Raw genomic sequence first — 18278 nt, 5'->3', positions numbered from 1 at the left:
GCCGACCGCCGGCCGCCGCTGCGGGTCGCCGCACTCGGCATCGCGCTGACCGCGCTGTCGGCCGCCTCCGCGCACGCATCGACCTGCGGCAGCGGGGCCACGGTCGCGAGCGGCGGCACCTGCGCGCTCGGCAGCTACGCCGCCACCACGAATGACAATCTGTCCGGCGCCGCGACGGTAACGGGCGGCAACACGGTCGGCGTGACGGGCAACTGGACAGGCGACACCGGCGACGCCGGCTACACGCTCGTGCCGCTCGCCAGCACGTCGGTCATATCGGGCAACCCGAACCAGCCGCTGCTGTCGCTCGGGGGCAAGACGCAAAGCATCAGCACCCCCGACATGATCACGGGCACCGCCACGTCCGTCGCCACCTACAGTTCGTCTGCGTTCACCGCGTCGAGTGCCGGCACGACCGAAGTGCCGGTCTTCCATGACGTGAACGGCAACCAGTACGTGAACACGCGGATCGGCACCGTCGACAGTTCCGGCGGCACGCTCGACGTGTCGATCGGCAACCCGGCAAACGCACCGTCGGCAGCCGGCAACGCGATCACGATGGCAGCGAAGCAGACCGACCTGACCTACGCGGACGGCACGGGTGCTACCCCGAGCACCATCAACTGGAATTCGCGCAACCAGATCCTGTTCAACACCGGCGACTATCTTGCGGTTGGCGGCCCCGTCGGCAACATCCAGCTCGACGTGCCAGCCTACTCCGGCACCTTCACCGCGTTCGACGGCAGCAAGTGGACCGTTACCGACGCCGCGTCGCTCGCCGCGTACAACGATTTTCTCGTTCGCTCGCTCCAGAGCGGCGCGCTCGGTTCGCAGGCAGCCTACGACAACGCGTTCGCACAGGCCGTCACGTTCTCGACGGAAGCCTTCCAGTATGCGAACAACGTGTCGCCGGGCGACAAGAACGCGCTGCCGATGAACTATCTGACGGCGATGCACGGCACCGGCGCAAACACGACGCTGCACATCGGCAAGGACGGTCAGATCGACTTCCGCGGCACCAATACGATCGATTCGAGCTCGGCCGTCCTCGCGGAGAACGGTGCGCACTTCGTCAACGACGGCCAACTGTCGGGCGACTTCACGCTGGTGCGCCTGCTGACAGGCGCGAGCGGCGTCAACAACGGCGTGATCTCGTTCGGCTACGCATCCGGCGACAACTTCAACACCGGTGGCGCCGCGCAACCCGACAATTTCGGCTTCAACGCGTACACGGAAGGCAACGGCGTGTACGCGAACGGCACGGGCACGACGTTCGTCAACAACGGTGTGATGAACGTCGGCGCATGGACCCTCGACGGCAACCGGCCCGATCTGCAGAACTACGCAGTGGCCGCGACGGATGGCGCACTCGCGTCGAACGCCGGCACGATCAACGTGGGCGTCAACGCGACGACACTCGACAGTCAGGTGATCGGCGGCCTCGTCGCCGGCGGCAGCTTCACGAACGCGGCCGGCGGCACAATCTATCTCGGGCGCGCAGCCCAGTACGACGCCGCGTCGCCGGAGGCCGCGAACGACGTCGCGCTGTCAGCGCACGCGTACGGGATCCTGCTCGGCGCGTCGGGCACCGCGAGCAACCTCGGCACGATCGTGATCGGCTCGCAGACGCAGAACGGTGCCGCAATGGCAAGCATCGGCTCGTCGTCGGGCACGCTCGCGAATGCCGGCTCGATCGTCGTCAACGGTGCGGCGCCCGGCACGCCGCTCGCCAACGTCGGCATGCTTGCGGCCGATACCGCCGCGACCGTGACCAACACCGGCACGATCACGCTGAACGGCGTGAATGGCATCGGCATCATGGTCGTCGGGACCGGCACAACAGCGACGGCCGCGACGTCGACCGGCACGATCAACGTGGCCGGCGGCCTCGATCCCGCTTCGGGCACGCGCAACTACGGCGTCTGGGCCGAAGGGCCGCTCGCGAAGGCCACGCTCGACGGCGCGCTCAACCTGACGGGCTCCGGCGCGATCGGCGTGCACGCGCGCTCGGGCGCGACGATCGACGTCGGCGCCAACGCGGTGCCTGCCTTCATGTCGGGCACGAACCAGATCGGCTTCTATGCGTATGGCACGGGCTCGAAGATCAACGTCGCCGCGCAGCACCTCAGCGTCGACACCGACGATTCGACGCTGTTCCGCATAGCGGGCGGCGCGGCCTACACGGGCGCATCGACGGCCGGCGCACTGACGACTGACGTTAACGGCCAGCGTGCGCGCGGCGTGCTCGCGACCGATGCCGGCACCACGCTGTCGACCGGCAACGCGATCTACAACGTCAACGGCGCGAACGGCATCGCGATCGCGGTCGAAGGCGGCGCGGCAGGCACGATCGATGCGCGCGCGACGATCAACCTGAATGCGGCCGGCGCAATCGCTGGCGTCGTCGACGGCCAGGCGCACGACCTCGCTGGCGCGAATGCCGGCGCGCCGGTCGCGACGACGCTGACCAACGACGCCGCCGTCACGTCGTCGACCGGCGGCGTGACGGGTTTCGTCGCGCAAAACCTTGGCACGCTCGAGAACCGCGACACGGTGCTGTTGACCGGCGCCGGCTCGACGGGCGTCGTCATCGGCACGCAAGGCACGGTGAACAACGCATCGACGATCCGCGTCTCGAACGGCACCGGCGCGCTCGTGCAGGGTGCATCGGCTACGCTCGCCAACGCGGGTTCGATCGAAGCCGACGACGGCATCGCGGGCGTGCGCCTGACGGGCGCCGGCGCATCGGTCGCGCTGTCGGGCGCGGGCACCGTCGTCGCGAACGGCAGCGCCGACGGCGTGCTGATCGACTCGACCGTGTCGGGCGGCGGAATCGCGGCCGGCGCGACGTCGATCGCGGTCGGCGGATCGGGCAAGGGGATCGACAATCTCGGCATGAACGCGACCGTCGGACTGGCCGGCACGCAGATCAACACGACCGGCAGCGGTGCCGACGGCCTGTCGTCGACGGGCGCCGGCGCGACCATCACGACCGATGCGGCCACCGTCGTCCGAACCACCGGCAGCGACGCGCGCGGCCTGTTCGTGTCCGGCGCGGATTCGACGCTCGCGGCCAACGGCACGACCGTCGCGACGACCGGCACCGGCTCGGCCGCGATCGCGACGGACAACGGCGCGATGGCGCTGCTGTCGGGCGCGAAGGTGAGCGCCTCCGGCAACGCGGCCGACGGCCTCGTCGCGCGGAACGGCGGGCGCATCGCCGATACGGGTTCGTCGATCGCCAGCACGGCCGGCAACGGTGCGACCGCGGACAGCGGCGGCGTGCTCGCGCTGACCGGCACGACGCTCAAGGGCGCGACGGCCGGCGTGCTGACGTCGGACACGCTCGCGAACGGCGCGACGAGTTCGGTGCTGGTCGACGGCGGCAGCGTGACGTCCGTCGCGGGGCCGGCCTTCGCCGCGCGCGGCGGCACGGCCGACATCGCCGTGCGCAACGGCACCGTCGTGACAGCTGGCAACGGCACGCTGCTTGACCTCTCGAACGGCAGCAACGCAACCTTCAACGCATCGGCCGTGAACCTGACCGGCGACATCGTCTCCGACGCATCGAGCACGGGCAACGTGTTCCTGGCGAACGGCGCGACGCTGACCGGCAAGATCGATCCGGTCGCACTGACGGTCGACAACACGAGCACGTGGCACATGACGGGCAGCTCGGTGCTGAGCAGCCTGAACAACGCGGGCCTGGTCGCGTTCGCCGCGCCGACTGGCGCGCCGACGCTCGCGAGCAGCTACAGGACGCTGACGACGGGCAGCTATGTCGGCAACGGCGGCACGATCGCGCTCAACACGTTCCTCGGCGCCGATTCGTCGCCGACCGATCAGGTGATCGTGAACGGCGGCGCCGCGAGCGGCTCGACCGGCCTGAAGATCCTGAACACGGCCGGCACCGGCGCGAAAACGACGGGCGACGGGATTCCCGTGGTCGTCACGGCCAACGGCGGCACGACCACGGCGTCCGCATTCCAGCTCGCGGGACCGGTGCAGGCCGGTGCGTACGAGTACCGGCTCTTCCGCGGCGCGCAGAGCGGCGGCCAGAACGGTGCGAACAACTGGTACCTGCGTTCGCAGCTCGACTCGACAGACCCCGACGATCCGGTTGGCTCGGTCGGTTCGGTCGGTCCGGTCATCAAGCCGCACGACGGCGGCGACAACGGCACGCTCTCGTACCGGCCGGGCGTAGCCGGCTATACGCTGACGCCGCTGCTTAACCTCGACTACGGATTCTCGACGCTCGGCAAACTGCACGAACGCGTCGGCGACATCTACAACCTCGAGAAGCAGCAGGCCGGCAACCACGACGGCGTGTGGGGACGCATCGGCGGCCAAAGCCTCGACGCGAACGCGGGCCGCTTCGCGGCCGACGAGCGCACCTTCTTCGCGCAGTTCGGCAAGGACTGGACGCTCAGCCAGACGCCCAACGGCGGCAGCACGCATGCCGGCGTGACGGCGACCATCGGCGTGGCGAACGCGAGCTTCGACGACATGGCGCGCGCCGGCACGCCGGGCATGTCGACGTCGACGGGCACGGTCGAGATGCACGCGCAAAGCCTGGGCGGCTACTGGACGAAGTATCTGTCCGACGGCACGTACTTCGACAGCGTCGGGCAGGTCACCCATTACGGCAACCGCTATCGCGACAGCTACGGCAACGAGGCGTCGCAGAACGGCTTCGGCGTCGCGCTGTCGCAGGAAATCGGCAAGCCGTTCGGGATCGGCAACACGCCGATCGCGATCGAGCCGCAGGCGCAATTGATGTACCAGTACCTGAAACTGAACGGGTTCAACGACAACGTGTCGGCCGTATCGGGCACGGCGACGAACGCGCTGCGCGGTCGCGCCGGGGTGCGCATCTTCCGGCCGAACCTCGCATCGGATTCGGGCGGCGGCGCCGCGACGCCGTACTTCACGGCCGACGTGCTGCACGACTTCCTGTCGCCGGGCCAGACCGTCGTCGGCGGCACGCCGTTCGCGACGAGCCTGGGCCGCACGTGGTACGAACTCGGCGTCGGCGTGACCACGGGCATGGGCAAGTCGGGCGAACTGTACGCGAACGTGAAATATGCGCGCAACATCGGCGGCGACTATCGACGCGGCGTGACGGGTCAGGTCGGCTACCGCTATAGCTGGTAACGCCCGATGCGGCAACCTGTCCACCGGCGGCAGCCGGCGGGCGACCGGGAGCCGACGAAAAAAACCGCCCAGCGTTCGGCCGGGCGGTTTTTTTTATGGGCGCGCATGACGCGCGCGCCGTGCATGGACGCTCAGTGCAGGATCTTCGCGAGGAAATCCTTCGCGCGCTCCGACGTCGGATTCTCGAAGAAATCTTCCTTGTGGTCATCCTCGACGATCGCGCCCTGATCCATGAAGATCATGTGATGGATGACTTTCTTCGCGAAACTCATCTCGTGCGTGACGACCATCATCGTCATCCCCTCCTTCGCGGGCTGCACCATCACGTCGAGCACCTCGTTGATCATCTCGGGGGCGAGCGCGGAGGTCGGTTCGTCGAACAGCATCGCGATCGGATCCTTCGACAGCGCACGCGCGATCGCGACATGCTGCTGCTGGCCGCCCGACAACTGGCCCGGAAACTTGTGCGCGTGCGCCTTCAGGCCGACGCGATCGAGCAGCTTCAGGCCCTTCTCGGTCGCCTCGTCCTTGCCGCGACCGAGCACCTTGACCTGCGCGAGCGTCAGGTTCTCGGTGATCGACAGGTGCGGGAACAGTTCGAAATGCTGGAACACCATCCCGACCTTCGAGCGCAGCTTCGACAGGTTCGTCTTCTTGTCGCCGACCGACTGGCCATTCACGAGGATTTCGCCCTGCTGAAACGGCTCGAGGCCGTTCACGGTCTTGATCAGCGTCGACTTGCGGGAACCGGACGGGCCACAGACGACCACCACCTCGCCTTTCTTGACTTCCGTCGTGCAATCGGTGAGGACCTGAAACTGGCCGTACCACTTCTGAAGTAGGTCGGAAATGATGGACATCACTATGATGTCTTCCATCGGCCACCGTCTACAACGGCCGGCACGAGCCGCTTACAGTAGGGCGGCCTATGAACGCTCTGAATCACCAATCACAGGAAAACGTTGCATGTAACATCAGACAGGTGTACAGTGTTGCATGTAACGAATCTGAGACACCGTGGGAGGCCACAATGGACGTGAACGCCCGCGTACAGAAGCACCGTGACGCTCTGCGTCAGGCAGGGCTGCGACCGGTGCAGATTTGGGTTCCCGACACCCGCCGGCCGGACTTCGAGCTGGAATGCCATCGCCAGGCCAAGCTGGTGGCCCAGGCCGACCGGGCTGATGCCGACCTTCTGCCGTGGATGGACGACGCTCTAGCTGACGTGGACGGCTGGACCGAATGATGCGTGGCGATTTCGTGACCATCGCCATGCAGGGCGATTTCGGCAAACCGCGACCAGCGCTGGTGATTCAGTCCAACCATTTCAGCGAGAGCGCGACCGTCACGGTGCTACCCGTGACCAGCACGCTGGTGCCGGCGCCACTGCTGCGGATCAAGGTTCAGCCGGACGCGGAAAACGGCTTGCAGAAGCCGTCGCAGGTCATGATCGACAAGATCATGACGGTCAAGCGCGAAAAGCTCGGCCCCACCTTCGGACGGCTCGGTGCCGACGCGCTGGTCGAAGTGGAACGGTGCCTGGCGCTGTTCCTCGGAATTGCAAAGTAAGGGATATAGACTGGCAGCGAATCAGGCCTATCCGATCAAGAAGTACGAAGGGGTCATGCGCCTTTTGCGTTTTACCTTTTGCAGGTAGGCCCATTGCCCCTTACCCCCATTCCCTGGGCCTTTTGCCCTTGAACACAAGACAACGGAAGCAAGGCGCAGCGTGCAAGATTCGTCAATGAATTGCAGTTGATTCGCAAAGACTGATTCCCGATCACTTAGGTGACGCCAAGGGGTCAGGGCAACTTCGCTGCGCCCTGATGCTGCCGAAGGCTGTCAGCCCAGAGGGCCAAGGCATCAATCTCCTCCGTCAGTGCTTCTGGCCTCGGCAGAGGGCGGTTCAACGCAGCCACCGACGCGCCGGGCTGCTCGCAAGTTCGTCGCTGGGTATTGCCGCACATGAATCCCTCAAACGGGCTGTATTGGATCACGAGCTATCGCGTAGCGTGACGGCCGTGTGGTCCTCCTCACCGCGGCCCGGAAAACCAGTATCGTCACGAGGGCCCGTTGGCGAACTCGAACCAACCAAATACTGGCTCTGCACATTGCCAGAAGACCGTGCTCACTTGTTCATGTCCTATTCGTTGTTATTTGTCGTGGTCTCGCCGCACCGAAGACACCAGCAACTTGCTCTATAGCGCTGCTGCTACGGGTCTGCCGTCCGCCAAATTTTTCGAGCATCGTTGCCGGATACAGGCCGATGTGCTTATCTCGTCTGAGATTGTGCATCGGTTGCGAACATGAATGCTCAGGTTTAAACATGTCTCTTAAACTACAGTACAAATGAAAAATCGTCAGGCGTCTCGTCGTGCCACTTCATATAGCTCTCGGGCTTCTGCAAGCCGTAGAGGGTCCTATTAATTTCGATGGTCTGTGTTAAAAGCCCTTGGGGCGGATTTTCCCGACTAGCTATGATTGACTGCCCCGGGTGACCGATGCTTGTAGCCGCGTGATAGCCCCAATGTTATAAGGCGCGTAGGAAAAGGCAGACTTGGTTTGGCAAGCCTTGGTTCTTTTCGATAACGAAAGCTCTGGTCTTTGGCCTCGTGCACTATATCGCAATGACGAATATCGGACGTCGGTCAGGCGTTCAGCCATTCGTCCATGCAGTTCCCAAGCTGGGGAGCGCTTCTGTCGAACATCGACAGAAGCGTCGTTCGTGTATAGCAACCGTTCCGATATATCTACGGCGTCAGCATTGCGGGCGCCAGCTCCATTAAGCTGTTGCTTGTCTGCGAGCTGCGCCTGGCGGGCCTGTCAGTCCCGGCTGTTCGAAGCTTTGCTTGCTACTTACCGTCAATGGCCACGGCAGCCTACGCGAAGCGCTTTAGCTCGCGGCACGTCATGAAGCGATGGCACATGTTGTGGATGCGTTCTCCGTTGCCTCGGCTGAATTTAGCATCGATTCTTCCCGTCATGCGACACTTCATCGCCGCATGACGCAGGCGAAAGTCGGAGGTTGGCATGAATACGTCCTGACTTTCGCGCACACGCTCCGACAATGGCGTGGGCGTGGTGATTCCCATTTCGCTCACGTGGCCGGCCTTGGCATCCGGCGCTATGGTCCGCCTAGGCTCGCGGTCACGATGCTCTCATGTGACTCTAAGCCCGAGGGGGTATAGCTTCAGGAAAGACCAGACTTACCTTTTTGCACCGTGCAGCCTTTCAGCGTCAAGCTCGCCCGCACGGGAGAATTGAAGTCGCCCCTTTTTTTTGCGGCAGCTACATCAAGAGCGAGTTGTCTCTTGATCTGCAAGCCCAAATACTTGGAATATATGCGGCACTGTCCGAGACCTCCACCTGTAAACCAGAGCCCCTTTTGTGCGGTAGGGCGCCACATGTTGCGCAATTCGTCGGTTTTATCCAGATCCCAAACCGGTCCTACCTTGTCGGCGACTTCGTCGCCGAGAATTGCTCGAACGGTGTCTTGCTGGCTTCGATATCCTGTGGCGAGAATCATCAGGTCGGCCGGCAATATGCTACCGTCTTTAAAGTGCAATCCGTCAGGCCCATAGCTGGAGATATCCGACGCGTTGACCACGCCAATCGTTCCGTCAACAATCAGGTCAGAGCAGCCTACGTTAAAACAGTATCCTCCGGCCTTCCGAAGAATCATGGGCTGGAAACCACCGCCTTCCTCTCCGTAGTTGAGCCGGAAGCCACGCGCTTCGAGGCCGTCAAGAAGTGGCTTGTCGGCAATGCGTGCATCTGCTGTGAGTTGCTGGCAAGCTTTCAGGAGCATCCGGAATGGCGTGCCCGAAGCGATCATATCCGCGTCTTCGACCGGCAGGCCTTCATTGTAGAGCGTGAAAAGCTTCTGCGCTTCTTCAAGGCTGATGATGTATGTGGCGCTTCGCTGGACCATGGTGACTTTCGCACCATGTGATGCGAGATCCTGAGCAACATCATGGGCACTGTTGCCCGTACCGACGACAACGGCCGTTTTTCCAGCCCAGCCGGCACCGGTCTTGTGCTGGCTCGAGTGGAGATGGCTACCCTTGAACTGGTCGAGGCCCGGAAGTTCTGGCACGACAGGGATACTGCTCGTGCCTGTCGCAAAGATCACGTGTTTGGGCCGGATATGATGCTGATTTTCACCCGCGACTGTTAGCGTGATGGCCCAGGAATTACCTGCTTCATCGTAGGAGCCGTAGGAGACCTGGGTCGAAGTCCAGACGTTCAGCTCCATGGCTTCTTCGTAGATTTCGAACCAGTTTGCCAGCTTGTCTTTCGGCAGAAAGTTCGGCCATGAATCGGGGAAATTCATGTGCGGCAGGTGGTTCATGTTCGTCTGGTTGTGAAGGACCAGAGCGTCATACCGCTCTCGCCAGTTGTCACCGGTGCGGGCCTGGCGATCGATCACGAGCGTATCGATTCCCATATGAGTCAGCCGGGAGGCGATGGCAAGTCCAGCCTGGCTGCCACCGATAACGAGGACGGCAGGGTCGTGGTCTACGTAGCTGCGCATGCGGTCGCGATGCGCTTTCCAGTTCTCGTCACCAAACTTCCGGGCGAAGTCGGGAATGGCATATCGCCCGATATCCTGATATCTGCGGTCGAGTTCCTGTAGTGCGATCATGCAGGTGTAACCCATATAGCCTGCGCCATCGGGCGATTCGACAAGGCGACCGAGCCCAGCTGCTGGTCCCCATTCTGAATCACATTCAAACAGAAATTCGATAACCTCCACGCCTGAACGGACAAGCTGGCGAGGGGGAGTGCGTCCCTGAGCAAGACGAAAGTTTGACGGGCGTTTCCGCTCGGGATCTCGGGCGAATAAAGCCTTGATCTCGTCAACTCCGTTTGCGGTCATGATATCGGAGTCAAGCACAAGAATGTCCCGCCAGTGACACTCTGCAGCGAACAGATGTTCTATCGCAGGCACGCCTGGCTTTTTCAGTGCCTCTTCAAGCAGCGACAGCCAACGCTCGGCCTCAGTCTGAATTTCGTTGTTACCTGACATCATTGAACCCTCAGCCAAATCTAGATAGACAAAAACTTGAGCAGGTGCTGAATCAAAGCCTCGTCTGCTCTTTTCCAGAAAAATGCATCAAGTCTTTTTTGGGGCGAAAGGAGCCCTTGCAAAATCGTTCGCGAGACGGGGGGGCGTCTCGAAATCAGTTGCGCAGAAGCGGTCTTTCGGCTGGATAACAATTGCAGCGCTGATCCATGATCGGGTCAGGATGTACCAGTTTGATAACCGGATGGACAGTCTTGGATTACGGTTTCAGCCCGTGCGCTACATTAAGCCGGGGTGTTAAAAATTGGTCAACAAAAATTACGTATGGAAATTTAATATCACATATATGATAAAGTGACAGTCCTATGAACAGGAGAGGTGATGAGCGGCGAATCAGTCAAGTCGGCGGAGCGTGTGATCGAAGTCCTGAAGGTGTTTGCAAAGTTTCAGACGCCGCTATCGCAGAAGGCGTTGGTGGACGAGACCGGCTACCCACAGTCCAGCCTTGTTGCATTGTTGAAGACCATGACCAGCAACGGCCTGCTGCACTACAACAGTGCGAGCAGGCTTTACTACCCGACGACCGTTGTGAAGCATCTGGGAAGCTGGATCGACGACCAGAGTCATGAGGCGGCGTGGATCACTAGCCTGATGAAGGCGTTGAACGAGTTCAGTGGCGAGACTGTGGCGCTGGCGGTTCAAAACGACACGATCCTGATGTACATCCGTGCCATTGAATCTGACCATCTCGTCAGATACCACGTCCGTGAAGGAGAGCAGCGTCCGCTCCTGGACAGCAGCATGGGTTGGCTGCTTATGAGCCGCATGGATCCTGTGCAGATTGAGCGAATCTATCGGCGATCTCCGCTCGCTCACCGGCAGATGGCGGGGGATCTCGACGTTTTCCAGAAGTCGATGGCAGAAATCAGAGGCCAGGACTACTGTTACCTGGCCAACGTTCCACCCAACGCCGGTACGGTTTCGATGATGTTGCCAGCGACATTCAACGACTCTCCAATAGTGATCGGCGTCGGTGGCTTCATAGAGAGAATAGCGCCAAGGGTCGACGAACTCATCAACGAAATCCGTAACCAGGTCAACCTGCACGCGCGATCAGCGAACCTCCCGTCTCTACGGTCGCGAGCAGGTCGAACGTAAGCGGCAACGGCCGTGAAGTAGGGCGAGTCACGAGTTCAGGAACGCTCGCTCGCCAAAAAACTGTCAATTCATGATATCCCTGGTCATCGTTAATATCAAGAATGTAATTTTCAAAATACATAGCCGATTTTGTTGGTCTGCGAGTTTTTTTCTCGGTAGTCTGTTCATCATCAACTGGACTGCAGTCTGAACGGTGAGATTTAACGGGGGTCTCCTCGTCGATTAACCGGCGTTCGTGCGTTCGATATGCCAATCTCGCCAGTGCTTACTTTAGTTGTGGATTCATATTCCTGAATCCCGATGGAAGCGTTTGCCTGAAAAAATCTGATTTTGAAATCACCGGAAGGATATTGTGCATGCGGTATTTCATAAACTGCGTGTCGGCCTTGATACTAATTAACCGTAGATCTCTTGGTTATTAACGAGCAGTGGAATTGTGACTATGACTTATCGGGTTGGAGTTGACATCGGTGGAACATTCACGGATTTCTGCGCATTCAACGAGCAATCGGGAGAGATCTCGACGTTGAAAGTGTTTTCCCGTCCAGACTCACCGGGTTCGGAGATCATTGAAGGGATCCGTGGCCTCGAGCGCAAGTATGGCATCTCACCTGGCGAGATTTCGCACTTCACCCACGGTACAACTGTCGGGATCAACGCGATCATTCAACGCAAGGGCATTCGGCTGTGCCTGCTGACGACAGAGTCGTTTTCCGATGTCCTGGAGATCGCGCGACTGAAAATGCCCGATCCTTACGATCTCTACTCACGGCGGCCGGCTCCTCTCGTGTCCCGGGACTGCGTGTTTGGTATCAGGGAGCGGATCCGTGCCGATGGCAGCGTAGACTTTCCCCTGGACCTCGACAGTGTTCAGCGTGCCGTCGAGGCCGCGCAGTCGGCTGGTGCGAACGGAGTGCTCATCTCCTTCCTGCATTCGTACCGCAACAGCGCGCATGAGACTGCCGCAAAGAAGTTCATCCGGGAGATTGCCCCGGAACTGCCGGTCTTCTGTTCAAACGAGGTCTGGCCCATCATCCGTGAATACGAACGCACGATCACTGCGGCGCTTCACGCCTATGTGCAGCCTCGCGTGAGCTACTACATATCCTCGCTTCAGAAGGCGCTCAGGGAAGCAGGTGTAACGTGCGAGCCGATGCTGACCAAGTCCAATGGCGGCGTCATGACGGCGGAGAATGGAAAGACCGCCTGTGCGCAAATGCTGCTGTCGGGAACAGCATCTGGTGTGATCGGCGCCACTCTTGTGGCAAAGCAATGCGACATGCCGCTCGTGATGAGCGTGGACATTGGTGGTACCAGTGCCGATGTTGCCATCATCGTCAACGGCGAAGCCCAGTATGGTGTCGGCGAAATCGTCGGCGACTTCCCGATCTATATTCCGTCGGTGTCTGTCAGCTCTATTGGCGCAGGCGGCGGATCGATAGCATGCGTCGACCAGTTTGGCATGCTCACGGTCGGTCCGGAAAGTGCTGGTTCGACACCTGGGCCTGCATGTTTCCGTCGGGGTGGCACCGAGCCGACAATTACTGATGCATTCGGCGTTTGTGGTTTTCTTGGGCTCGCCGATATGGGTTACGACACCGTTTCGCCGGATATCGATGCTGCACGCGAGGCCGTTGGCAAAGTTGCGGCTCAGCTAAGTCGCTCCGTGGAGGAAGCCGCGGCAGCAATCATCAATGTCGCGGTTTCGGGCATGTACGTTGAAATCAGCAAACTATTGTCGAAAGAGGGTGTTGATCCTCGTGACATGGCACTGATGGCATTCGGTGGTGCCGGACCGATGATGACCTGTTTCCTTGCACGCGAGCTCAACGCGCAACACGTCATCATCCCGCGCACTCCTGGCGTTCTCGCCGCACTCGGTGGACTTATCGCCGATGTCCGGAACGACTTCATTGCGACCACCTATAGCGATGTCGACGATGACACCTGTGCTGTCCTCGCACCGATCGCGCAGGATCTTAAGTCGTGTGCACTCGCGTGGCTGAGGGACGAACAACAGTTTCGTGACGGTGAGGTCGTCCTGGCATACTCGGCAGACATGCGGTACCGGGGCCAATCGTTCGAGATCGAGGTGAAGCTGGACGAGAGCATGTTGCGAGAGGGAGCTGACTCGAATCTTCTTGTCAGGGCATTCAACGATCGCCATCGACAGCTGTACGAATTCTCCGACGAGAATGCAAGAGTGCAAATTGTCAGCCTTCGACTGGTTGTAATTGGCGTCAAGCCAAAGCCTTTCTTCCCGAAAGGCGTTATCTCAGAACGCGAGGCGTTGCCCGTCAGCCAGGCCACGGTGTTTTTGGACGGCCAGTATCGGGAGATTCCGCTGTTCAAGCGCGTCGAGCTGTTGCCGGGCGAAACGTTCTCCAGTCCGGCGGTTGTGGTTCAGGAAGACACAACTGTCTGTATCCCCGAGGGATTCGACGCCAAAGTCGACGCGTTCGCTAACATCATTCTGACTCGCACGGCGGGGTAAAAAATGAAGATGGATTCAGTAGGGCTGCGTATTTTCTCGGACCACTGCCGGGCAGCAGCTGAAAGTATGGCGTATACGCTTTACAGGACAGCGCATTCTACATTTGTGAAGGAAACCGAGGACTTCACTACGGGGATCGCAACACCTGAAGGCCTAACCTTTGCGTCGCCGAAAGAACTCGGAGCAACCTGGTTCACTGGTCTGGATTACGGTGCTGCGATCAGGCTGATTGATAACTACGAAGAAGGGGACATCTGCATCACCAACGATCCGTACAACGGTTCGGTGTCGACTCATGTCCCAGACGTGCATCTGTGGAAACCGGTTTTTTACAAGGGAGAGATCGCGTGCTTCGTTGTCGGTCACGTTCATAACACCGACATTGGTGGAGCAATCCCCGGCAGTCTTTCACGGACCCTGACAGATATTCATCAGGAAGGTCTTCGCATCCCACCGACAAAGCTGGTGAGCAAGGGCAGTCTGAACGACAGTCTCGTGAAGATCATTACGAACAACGTTCGCGCGCCTTCGCAAAACTATGGTGACCTGATGGCACAGATTGGCGCCATGAACACCGGCACGCGCCATGCGTTGGCGATCATCGAAAAATTTGGATTCGATTCGTTTAAAGCTGGCGTGGATGGTCTTTTTGACCTCGCCGAAGCACAATCGCGTGAAATCATCCGTTCCATCCCGGATGGCAGCTATAGCTTTAGTGACTTCATTGATGAAGACTCTGTCAATGGTTTGCCTTGCCGTTTGCATCTGAACATGATCGTGAAGGGCGATTCACTTACGCTCGACTTCTCGGGATCAGATCCGCAGACGCAGTCTTCCCTGAACATGCCTACAGGTGGACATGATCGTCACGCCCTGCTGATGATTGGCCTTATCTATGTACTTTACGCGCTGAACCCCAAAATCCAGCTGAACGCCGGCCTGTTGCGTCCCTGCAGCGCAATTGCACCACTCGGCTCAATTCTGAATCCTGTATTTCCTGCAGCCGTCGGCCTGCGGAGTATCACCACCGTTCGACTGATGGGTGTCATTCTCGGCGCCTGCGGACTTGCATTGCCAGGTCGTTTGCCCGCAGCGCCGTCAAGCGGAGGTCCGATCGTAAGTGTAGCTGCACAGGATCCATTGACGGGCAGGCGGTTTATGGCATCGTTGGGGCCGGTCACCGGTGGTTCGGGGGGCACGCCGTACATTGACGGCCCGGAGGCGTCCGGCGGCAACAATGCCTTCCTGAAAAATACCCCAGTCGAGATCAATGAGTCCGAGTTGCCAATCAAGATCCGGCGATACAGTCTGACACCAGATTCTTCCGGCCCCGGAAAACACCGGGGTGGTCTCGCGACAACCCTGGAGTTCGAAGTGTTCGCACCCGACACTTCAGTGGCAGCCCGCAATCGGGACAGGTCGAAATTCTGTGGTTGGGGGATCCAGGGCGGACGGGCAGGTAAGCCCTCGCGATTCATCCTGAATCCTGGTACTGACAAAGAAGTCGATCTTGGAAATACCGATGTTCTCAAACTGCAGCCTGGCGATGTACTTAGCGTAACAGCCGGTGGGTCCGGTGGATGGGGTGATCCGTTCGATCGGGATCCAAACTTGGTCGCGCAGGACGTGCGCTACGGATTTGTCTCCGTACAAGCTGCGGAAGACGACTATGGAGTGGCATTGAGCAACGGCGAGTTGGATCAAGCAAAGACAGCAAAATTTCGCGAGGCAGTAAGAAACCGCGCCAGGCCCATAGGAGTGGATTTCGGAGAAGGTCGGCGATCGTACGAGCGGATGTGGGATGAAGAGGCATACCAGGAACTGATGGAACGGTTGTATCGCCTGCCAGTCAACTGGAGATTTTTTATCAAGCATCGAGTGTTCGAGCAACTGGCAAACTCATCTGCTTCTGGTGCCCGAGGTGCTGTTGCAGTGGCGCAGGCATTCGATGTCGTCTTGAAAGATCACCCGCAATTGACAGCTTGAACCTATGAACACTCCAAAAAACGATACAGAACTCGCGGTGGGCGATGGAAAGATAGCCGCACGTAATGGCAACACGATTGCGTACTCGATTCGTGGAAACGGTCCGTGGATTACGTTCCTGCACGCGCTGATGGGAAATGGCAATTTCTGGCGTGATCAGGTTTCTCAACTCTCGCACCACTTTACCGTCCTGACCATCGACTTGCGTGGTCATGGCGACAGTGACGCACCGGCGGGGCCGTACACCATGGATGCCATGGCGGACGATGTTGTTGATGTGCTTGACGGTCTTGGCGTTATGAGAACCCATCTTGTTGGTGCTTCAATGGGTGGGCTGGTTGCACAAAGCGTCGCCGCGCGGTACGCGGATCGAATCGGCCAGCTTGTACTGGCGAATACAACGTACCGTTACGGCCCGGAACATCACGCCGGTTGGGAAGCTCGCATTACCACAGTTATGCAGTCGGGACTTGCCGCCGTTATTCCCGGCACGCTGGCGCGATTCCTGACGGATGTCTTCCGCGATGTACATCCGGAAGCTGTGTCAGCGCTGGGCAAGCAGATGGAACGCACGTCAGCAGCCGGTTTCATCTCATGCTGCAAGGCGCTGGATGGTGCCGACATTGGTGCCTATCACGGCATGATTAAGGCGCCAACGCTATTGATTGCAGGAAAGAAGGATCCGGCGACCACAGTTGAGGTAATGGCTGATCTGCAATCTCGAATTATAGGTGCAAACCTGGTGACACTCGACTCAGCTCATCTTTCTAATGTAGAGCAGCCTGAGAAGTTCACCGAGGCGTTGAAGGAGTTTTTTCTGCAGTAGCAAATTGTTGGCTGCGCGCTCAGCGCGAATCAATGCAGTGACGTTCAGTCACCTCATCGACCGGATTTATCGTAGATCTACTTGGGAAATATGAAAACTACTTTTGTTGGTTCGCGATGGACTATCGTGCTGGCGGGGTTGCTTTCCGCCTTTCTCTTTCTGCCACCTTCGTCGTTCGCGCAGTCTCGCCTTCCGCAGATACAGCAACAAAAAGAGGTTCGCTTTGGGTGGGGAGAGTTCCGCCCCTACGAGTCCCGCGACGTGGTATCAGGTCAGCTGCAAGGCCCGTTGATTGACATGGCCGATGAGCTTGCGAAAAGTCTAGGAGCCAACCCGAAATTCGTGCTCGATAGCTGGCCGACCTTGCCGGCTGGGATTGCTGCAAACCGGTTTGACCTTGTCATCATGGGCTACTCGGATGGCCGGGCTCAGACCATCGACTTTTCCCGCCCTCTGTACACGGCTCAGTTCACGGCCCTGTCGCGTGCCGACAGTGGGGTGGCATCGTGGGATCAGTTAAACGTGGCAGGAAGGAAGATCGCAGTCACAACCGGGTCATCGTCCGATGAGCAGTTGATGAAACTGGAGAAACAGGGTGGACTGAAAGCCGAAGTCGTCCGTATCCGGGACGTAGGTGCGGCCATACTCGCTCTCCAGAGCCACAACGTTGACGGCTATGTAAATCAGCGTGATGTGCTGTCGTTGATGGCAAAAGCTCGCGGTGGTGAGTTGAAAGTTCTGGCCGGCTCATTCGGTGACACGTGGTTCGGCGTCGCCCTGCCGAAGGGCGACCCTGCGTTGCGCCAGGCGGTCAACAAGGCGATTGGCGAAATGATTGGCGCTAACTACATTGCCCAGGTGCTTGCGAAGTACAACATCGATGGTGCTCAGCAGGCCAAGTAACACCAATCGTTAGGGTAGGTACACGACATCAGGCAGCAGGAGAAGATATGTACAGTTTTGACTGGAACGTGATGTCCACTGCCGTGAAGTATATAGGTGGTGGATTGGTGACGACACTCGGAATTTCGGTAAGTGCGTTAGTTTTTGGGGTCATCGTTGGGCTTCCGGTCGGGATCATGCGAAGTGCGGAACATGCCAATTCCTTCGTGAAGTCCGTCCTGTCGACATACGTGGAGGTTTTCCGGAACATCCCTGTACTGGTTTTGATCGTCTGGATCTACTACGTCCTGCCCATCCTGGTTGGACTTAATCTTTCGCCAATTGTTGCCGGAACTCTAGCCCTGGCGTTGAATACCGGTGCGTTCCTGTCCGAAGTTTTTCGGGGTGGCATTAAAGGTATTCCTGTTGGCCAGCAGGAGGCATCCGTGAGCCTGGGGCTTACTAGGTCGCTCACGCTACGATACGTTACTCTGCCACAAGTACTCCGCAAGATGCTCGCGCCGCTGCTGAACCAGTTCATCGTTCTGATCAAGGAGTCAGCGCTTGTGGCCTATATCGGCGTGCTTGATGTCATGCACCGCGGCGACATGATTTCCACGGAGTATTCCCGACCGCTTGAAGCATTCACGGTAGTTGCGGGCTTCTACCTTGTCATCTGTTTTTGTGTCTCGCGCCTGACCCGCTGGATTGAAGTGCGTGTCGCCATTCCTGAATAACCAGTTTTTGTGAGT

General features: G+C 59.4%; 11 protein-coding genes and 1 pseudogene. 9 read left to right on the top strand and 3 right to left on the bottom strand.

The genetic code is table 11. The features are described from left to right. Positions 1 to 5154: autotransporter outer membrane beta-barrel domain-containing protein (locus QM685_RS23260; RefSeq protein WP_415119753.1), on the top strand; the 5154-nt coding region annotated here is incomplete at its 5' end. Between the two features lie 131 nt (positions 5155 to 5285). Here QM685_RS23260 and QM685_RS23255 read toward each other — a convergent pair. Next, complete coding sequence (locus tag QM685_RS23255) at positions 5286 to 6014, bottom strand: amino acid ABC transporter ATP-binding protein (protein ID WP_415119751.1); 729 nt, start codon at positions 6012 to 6014, stop codon at positions 5286 to 5288. Positions 6015 to 6184: 170 nt separating this feature from the next. Between QM685_RS23255 and QM685_RS23250 the strand changes: the two genes are divergently transcribed. Next, on the top strand, positions 6185 to 6400 hold the full coding sequence (locus QM685_RS23250; protein WP_415119749.1) for an antitoxin MazE family protein: 216 nt from the start codon (positions 6185 to 6187) through the stop codon (positions 6398 to 6400). Further along, the gene (locus QM685_RS23245; protein ID WP_415119747.1) at positions 6397 to 6723 is read left to right on the top strand and encodes a type II toxin-antitoxin system PemK/MazF family toxin; all 327 of its coding nucleotides are present in this window, start codon (positions 6397 to 6399) and stop codon (positions 6721 to 6723) included. The genes QM685_RS23250 and QM685_RS23245 overlap by 4 nt, the downstream gene beginning before the upstream one ends. Positions 6724 to 7495: 772 nt before the next feature. Here QM685_RS23245 and QM685_RS23240 read toward each other — a convergent pair. After that, a pseudogene (locus QM685_RS23240) lies at positions 7496 to 7636 on the bottom strand (DUF72 domain-containing protein); the annotation flags it as partial. Positions 7637 to 8344: 708 nt separating this feature from the next. Then, on the bottom strand, positions 8345 to 10186 hold the full coding sequence (locus QM685_RS23235; protein WP_415119745.1) for a flavin-containing monooxygenase: 1842 nt from the start codon (positions 10184 to 10186) through the stop codon (positions 8345 to 8347). A 375-nt stretch (positions 10187 to 10561) separates the two neighbouring features. Between QM685_RS23235 and QM685_RS23230 the strand changes: the two genes are divergently transcribed. The 6 genes from QM685_RS23230 to QM685_RS23205 all read left to right on the top strand — a co-directional run bounded on the left by QM685_RS23230 (position 10562) and on the right by QM685_RS23205 (position 18263). Further along, positions 10562 to 11338, top strand: coding sequence for an IclR family transcriptional regulator (locus QM685_RS23230; protein WP_415119743.1), 777 nt, complete (start codon positions 10562 to 10564; stop codon positions 11336 to 11338). A 442-nt stretch (positions 11339 to 11780) separates the two neighbouring features. Further along, entirely contained in the window at positions 11781 to 13832 is a 2052-nt protein-coding gene (locus QM685_RS23225) for a hydantoinase/oxoprolinase family protein (protein ID WP_415119741.1), read from the top strand. Between the two features lie 3 nt (positions 13833 to 13835). Beyond that, a complete protein-coding gene (locus tag QM685_RS23220) occupies positions 13836 to 15818 on the top strand; it encodes a hydantoinase B/oxoprolinase family protein (protein ID WP_415119739.1) in 1983 nt (660 codons plus the stop codon). Between the two features lie 4 nt (positions 15819 to 15822). After that, positions 15823 to 16644, top strand: coding sequence for an alpha/beta fold hydrolase (locus tag QM685_RS23215; RefSeq protein ID WP_415119737.1), 822 nt, complete (start codon positions 15823 to 15825; stop codon positions 16642 to 16644). Between the two features lie 90 nt (positions 16645 to 16734). Next, positions 16735 to 17547 carry a substrate-binding periplasmic protein gene (locus QM685_RS23210; RefSeq protein ID WP_415119735.1) on the top strand — a complete coding sequence of 271 codons (813 nt, stop codon included), beginning with the start codon at positions 16735 to 16737 and terminating at the stop codon, positions 17545 to 17547. Between the two features lie 47 nt (positions 17548 to 17594). Beyond that, a complete protein-coding gene (locus QM685_RS23205) occupies positions 17595 to 18263 on the top strand; it encodes an amino acid ABC transporter permease (protein WP_415119733.1) in 669 nt (222 codons plus the stop codon). The last annotated feature ends 15 nt before the right edge of the window (positions 18264 to 18278 follow it).

The organism is Paraburkholderia sp. (genome assembly GCF_047605525.1).
Classification (GTDB): Bacteria; Pseudomonadota; Gammaproteobacteria; order Burkholderiales; family Burkholderiaceae; genus Paraburkholderia.
The sequence above is the reverse complement of the archived record's forward strand: the minus strand, read 5'-3'. Positions and strand labels throughout refer to the sequence as shown.

Coding starts and splice junctions, on each gene's coding strand:
- QM685_RS23255 (WP_415119751.1), bottom strand. CDS start 6,014: ATGTCCATCATTTCCGACCTACTTCAGAAGTGGTACGGCCAGTTTCAG.
- QM685_RS23250 (WP_415119749.1), top strand. CDS start 6,185: ATGGACGTGAACGCCCGCGTACAGAAGCACCGTGACGCTCTGCGTCAG.
- QM685_RS23245 (WP_415119747.1), top strand. CDS start 6,397: ATGATGCGTGGCGATTTCGTGACCATCGCCATGCAGGGCGATTTCGGC.
- QM685_RS23235 (WP_415119745.1), bottom strand. CDS start 10,186: ATGATGTCAGGTAACAACGAAATTCAGACTGAGGCCGAGCGTTGGCTG.
- QM685_RS23230 (WP_415119743.1), top strand. CDS start 10,562: ATGAGCGGCGAATCAGTCAAGTCGGCGGAGCGTGTGATCGAAGTCCTG.
- QM685_RS23225 (WP_415119741.1), top strand. CDS start 11,781: ATGACTTATCGGGTTGGAGTTGACATCGGTGGAACATTCACGGATTTC.
- QM685_RS23220 (WP_415119739.1), top strand. CDS start 13,836: ATGAAGATGGATTCAGTAGGGCTGCGTATTTTCTCGGACCACTGCCGG.
- QM685_RS23215 (WP_415119737.1), top strand. CDS start 15,823: ATGAACACTCCAAAAAACGATACAGAACTCGCGGTGGGCGATGGAAAG.
- QM685_RS23210 (WP_415119735.1), top strand. CDS start 16,735: ATGAAAACTACTTTTGTTGGTTCGCGATGGACTATCGTGCTGGCGGGG.
- QM685_RS23205 (WP_415119733.1), top strand. CDS start 17,595: ATGTACAGTTTTGACTGGAACGTGATGTCCACTGCCGTGAAGTATATA.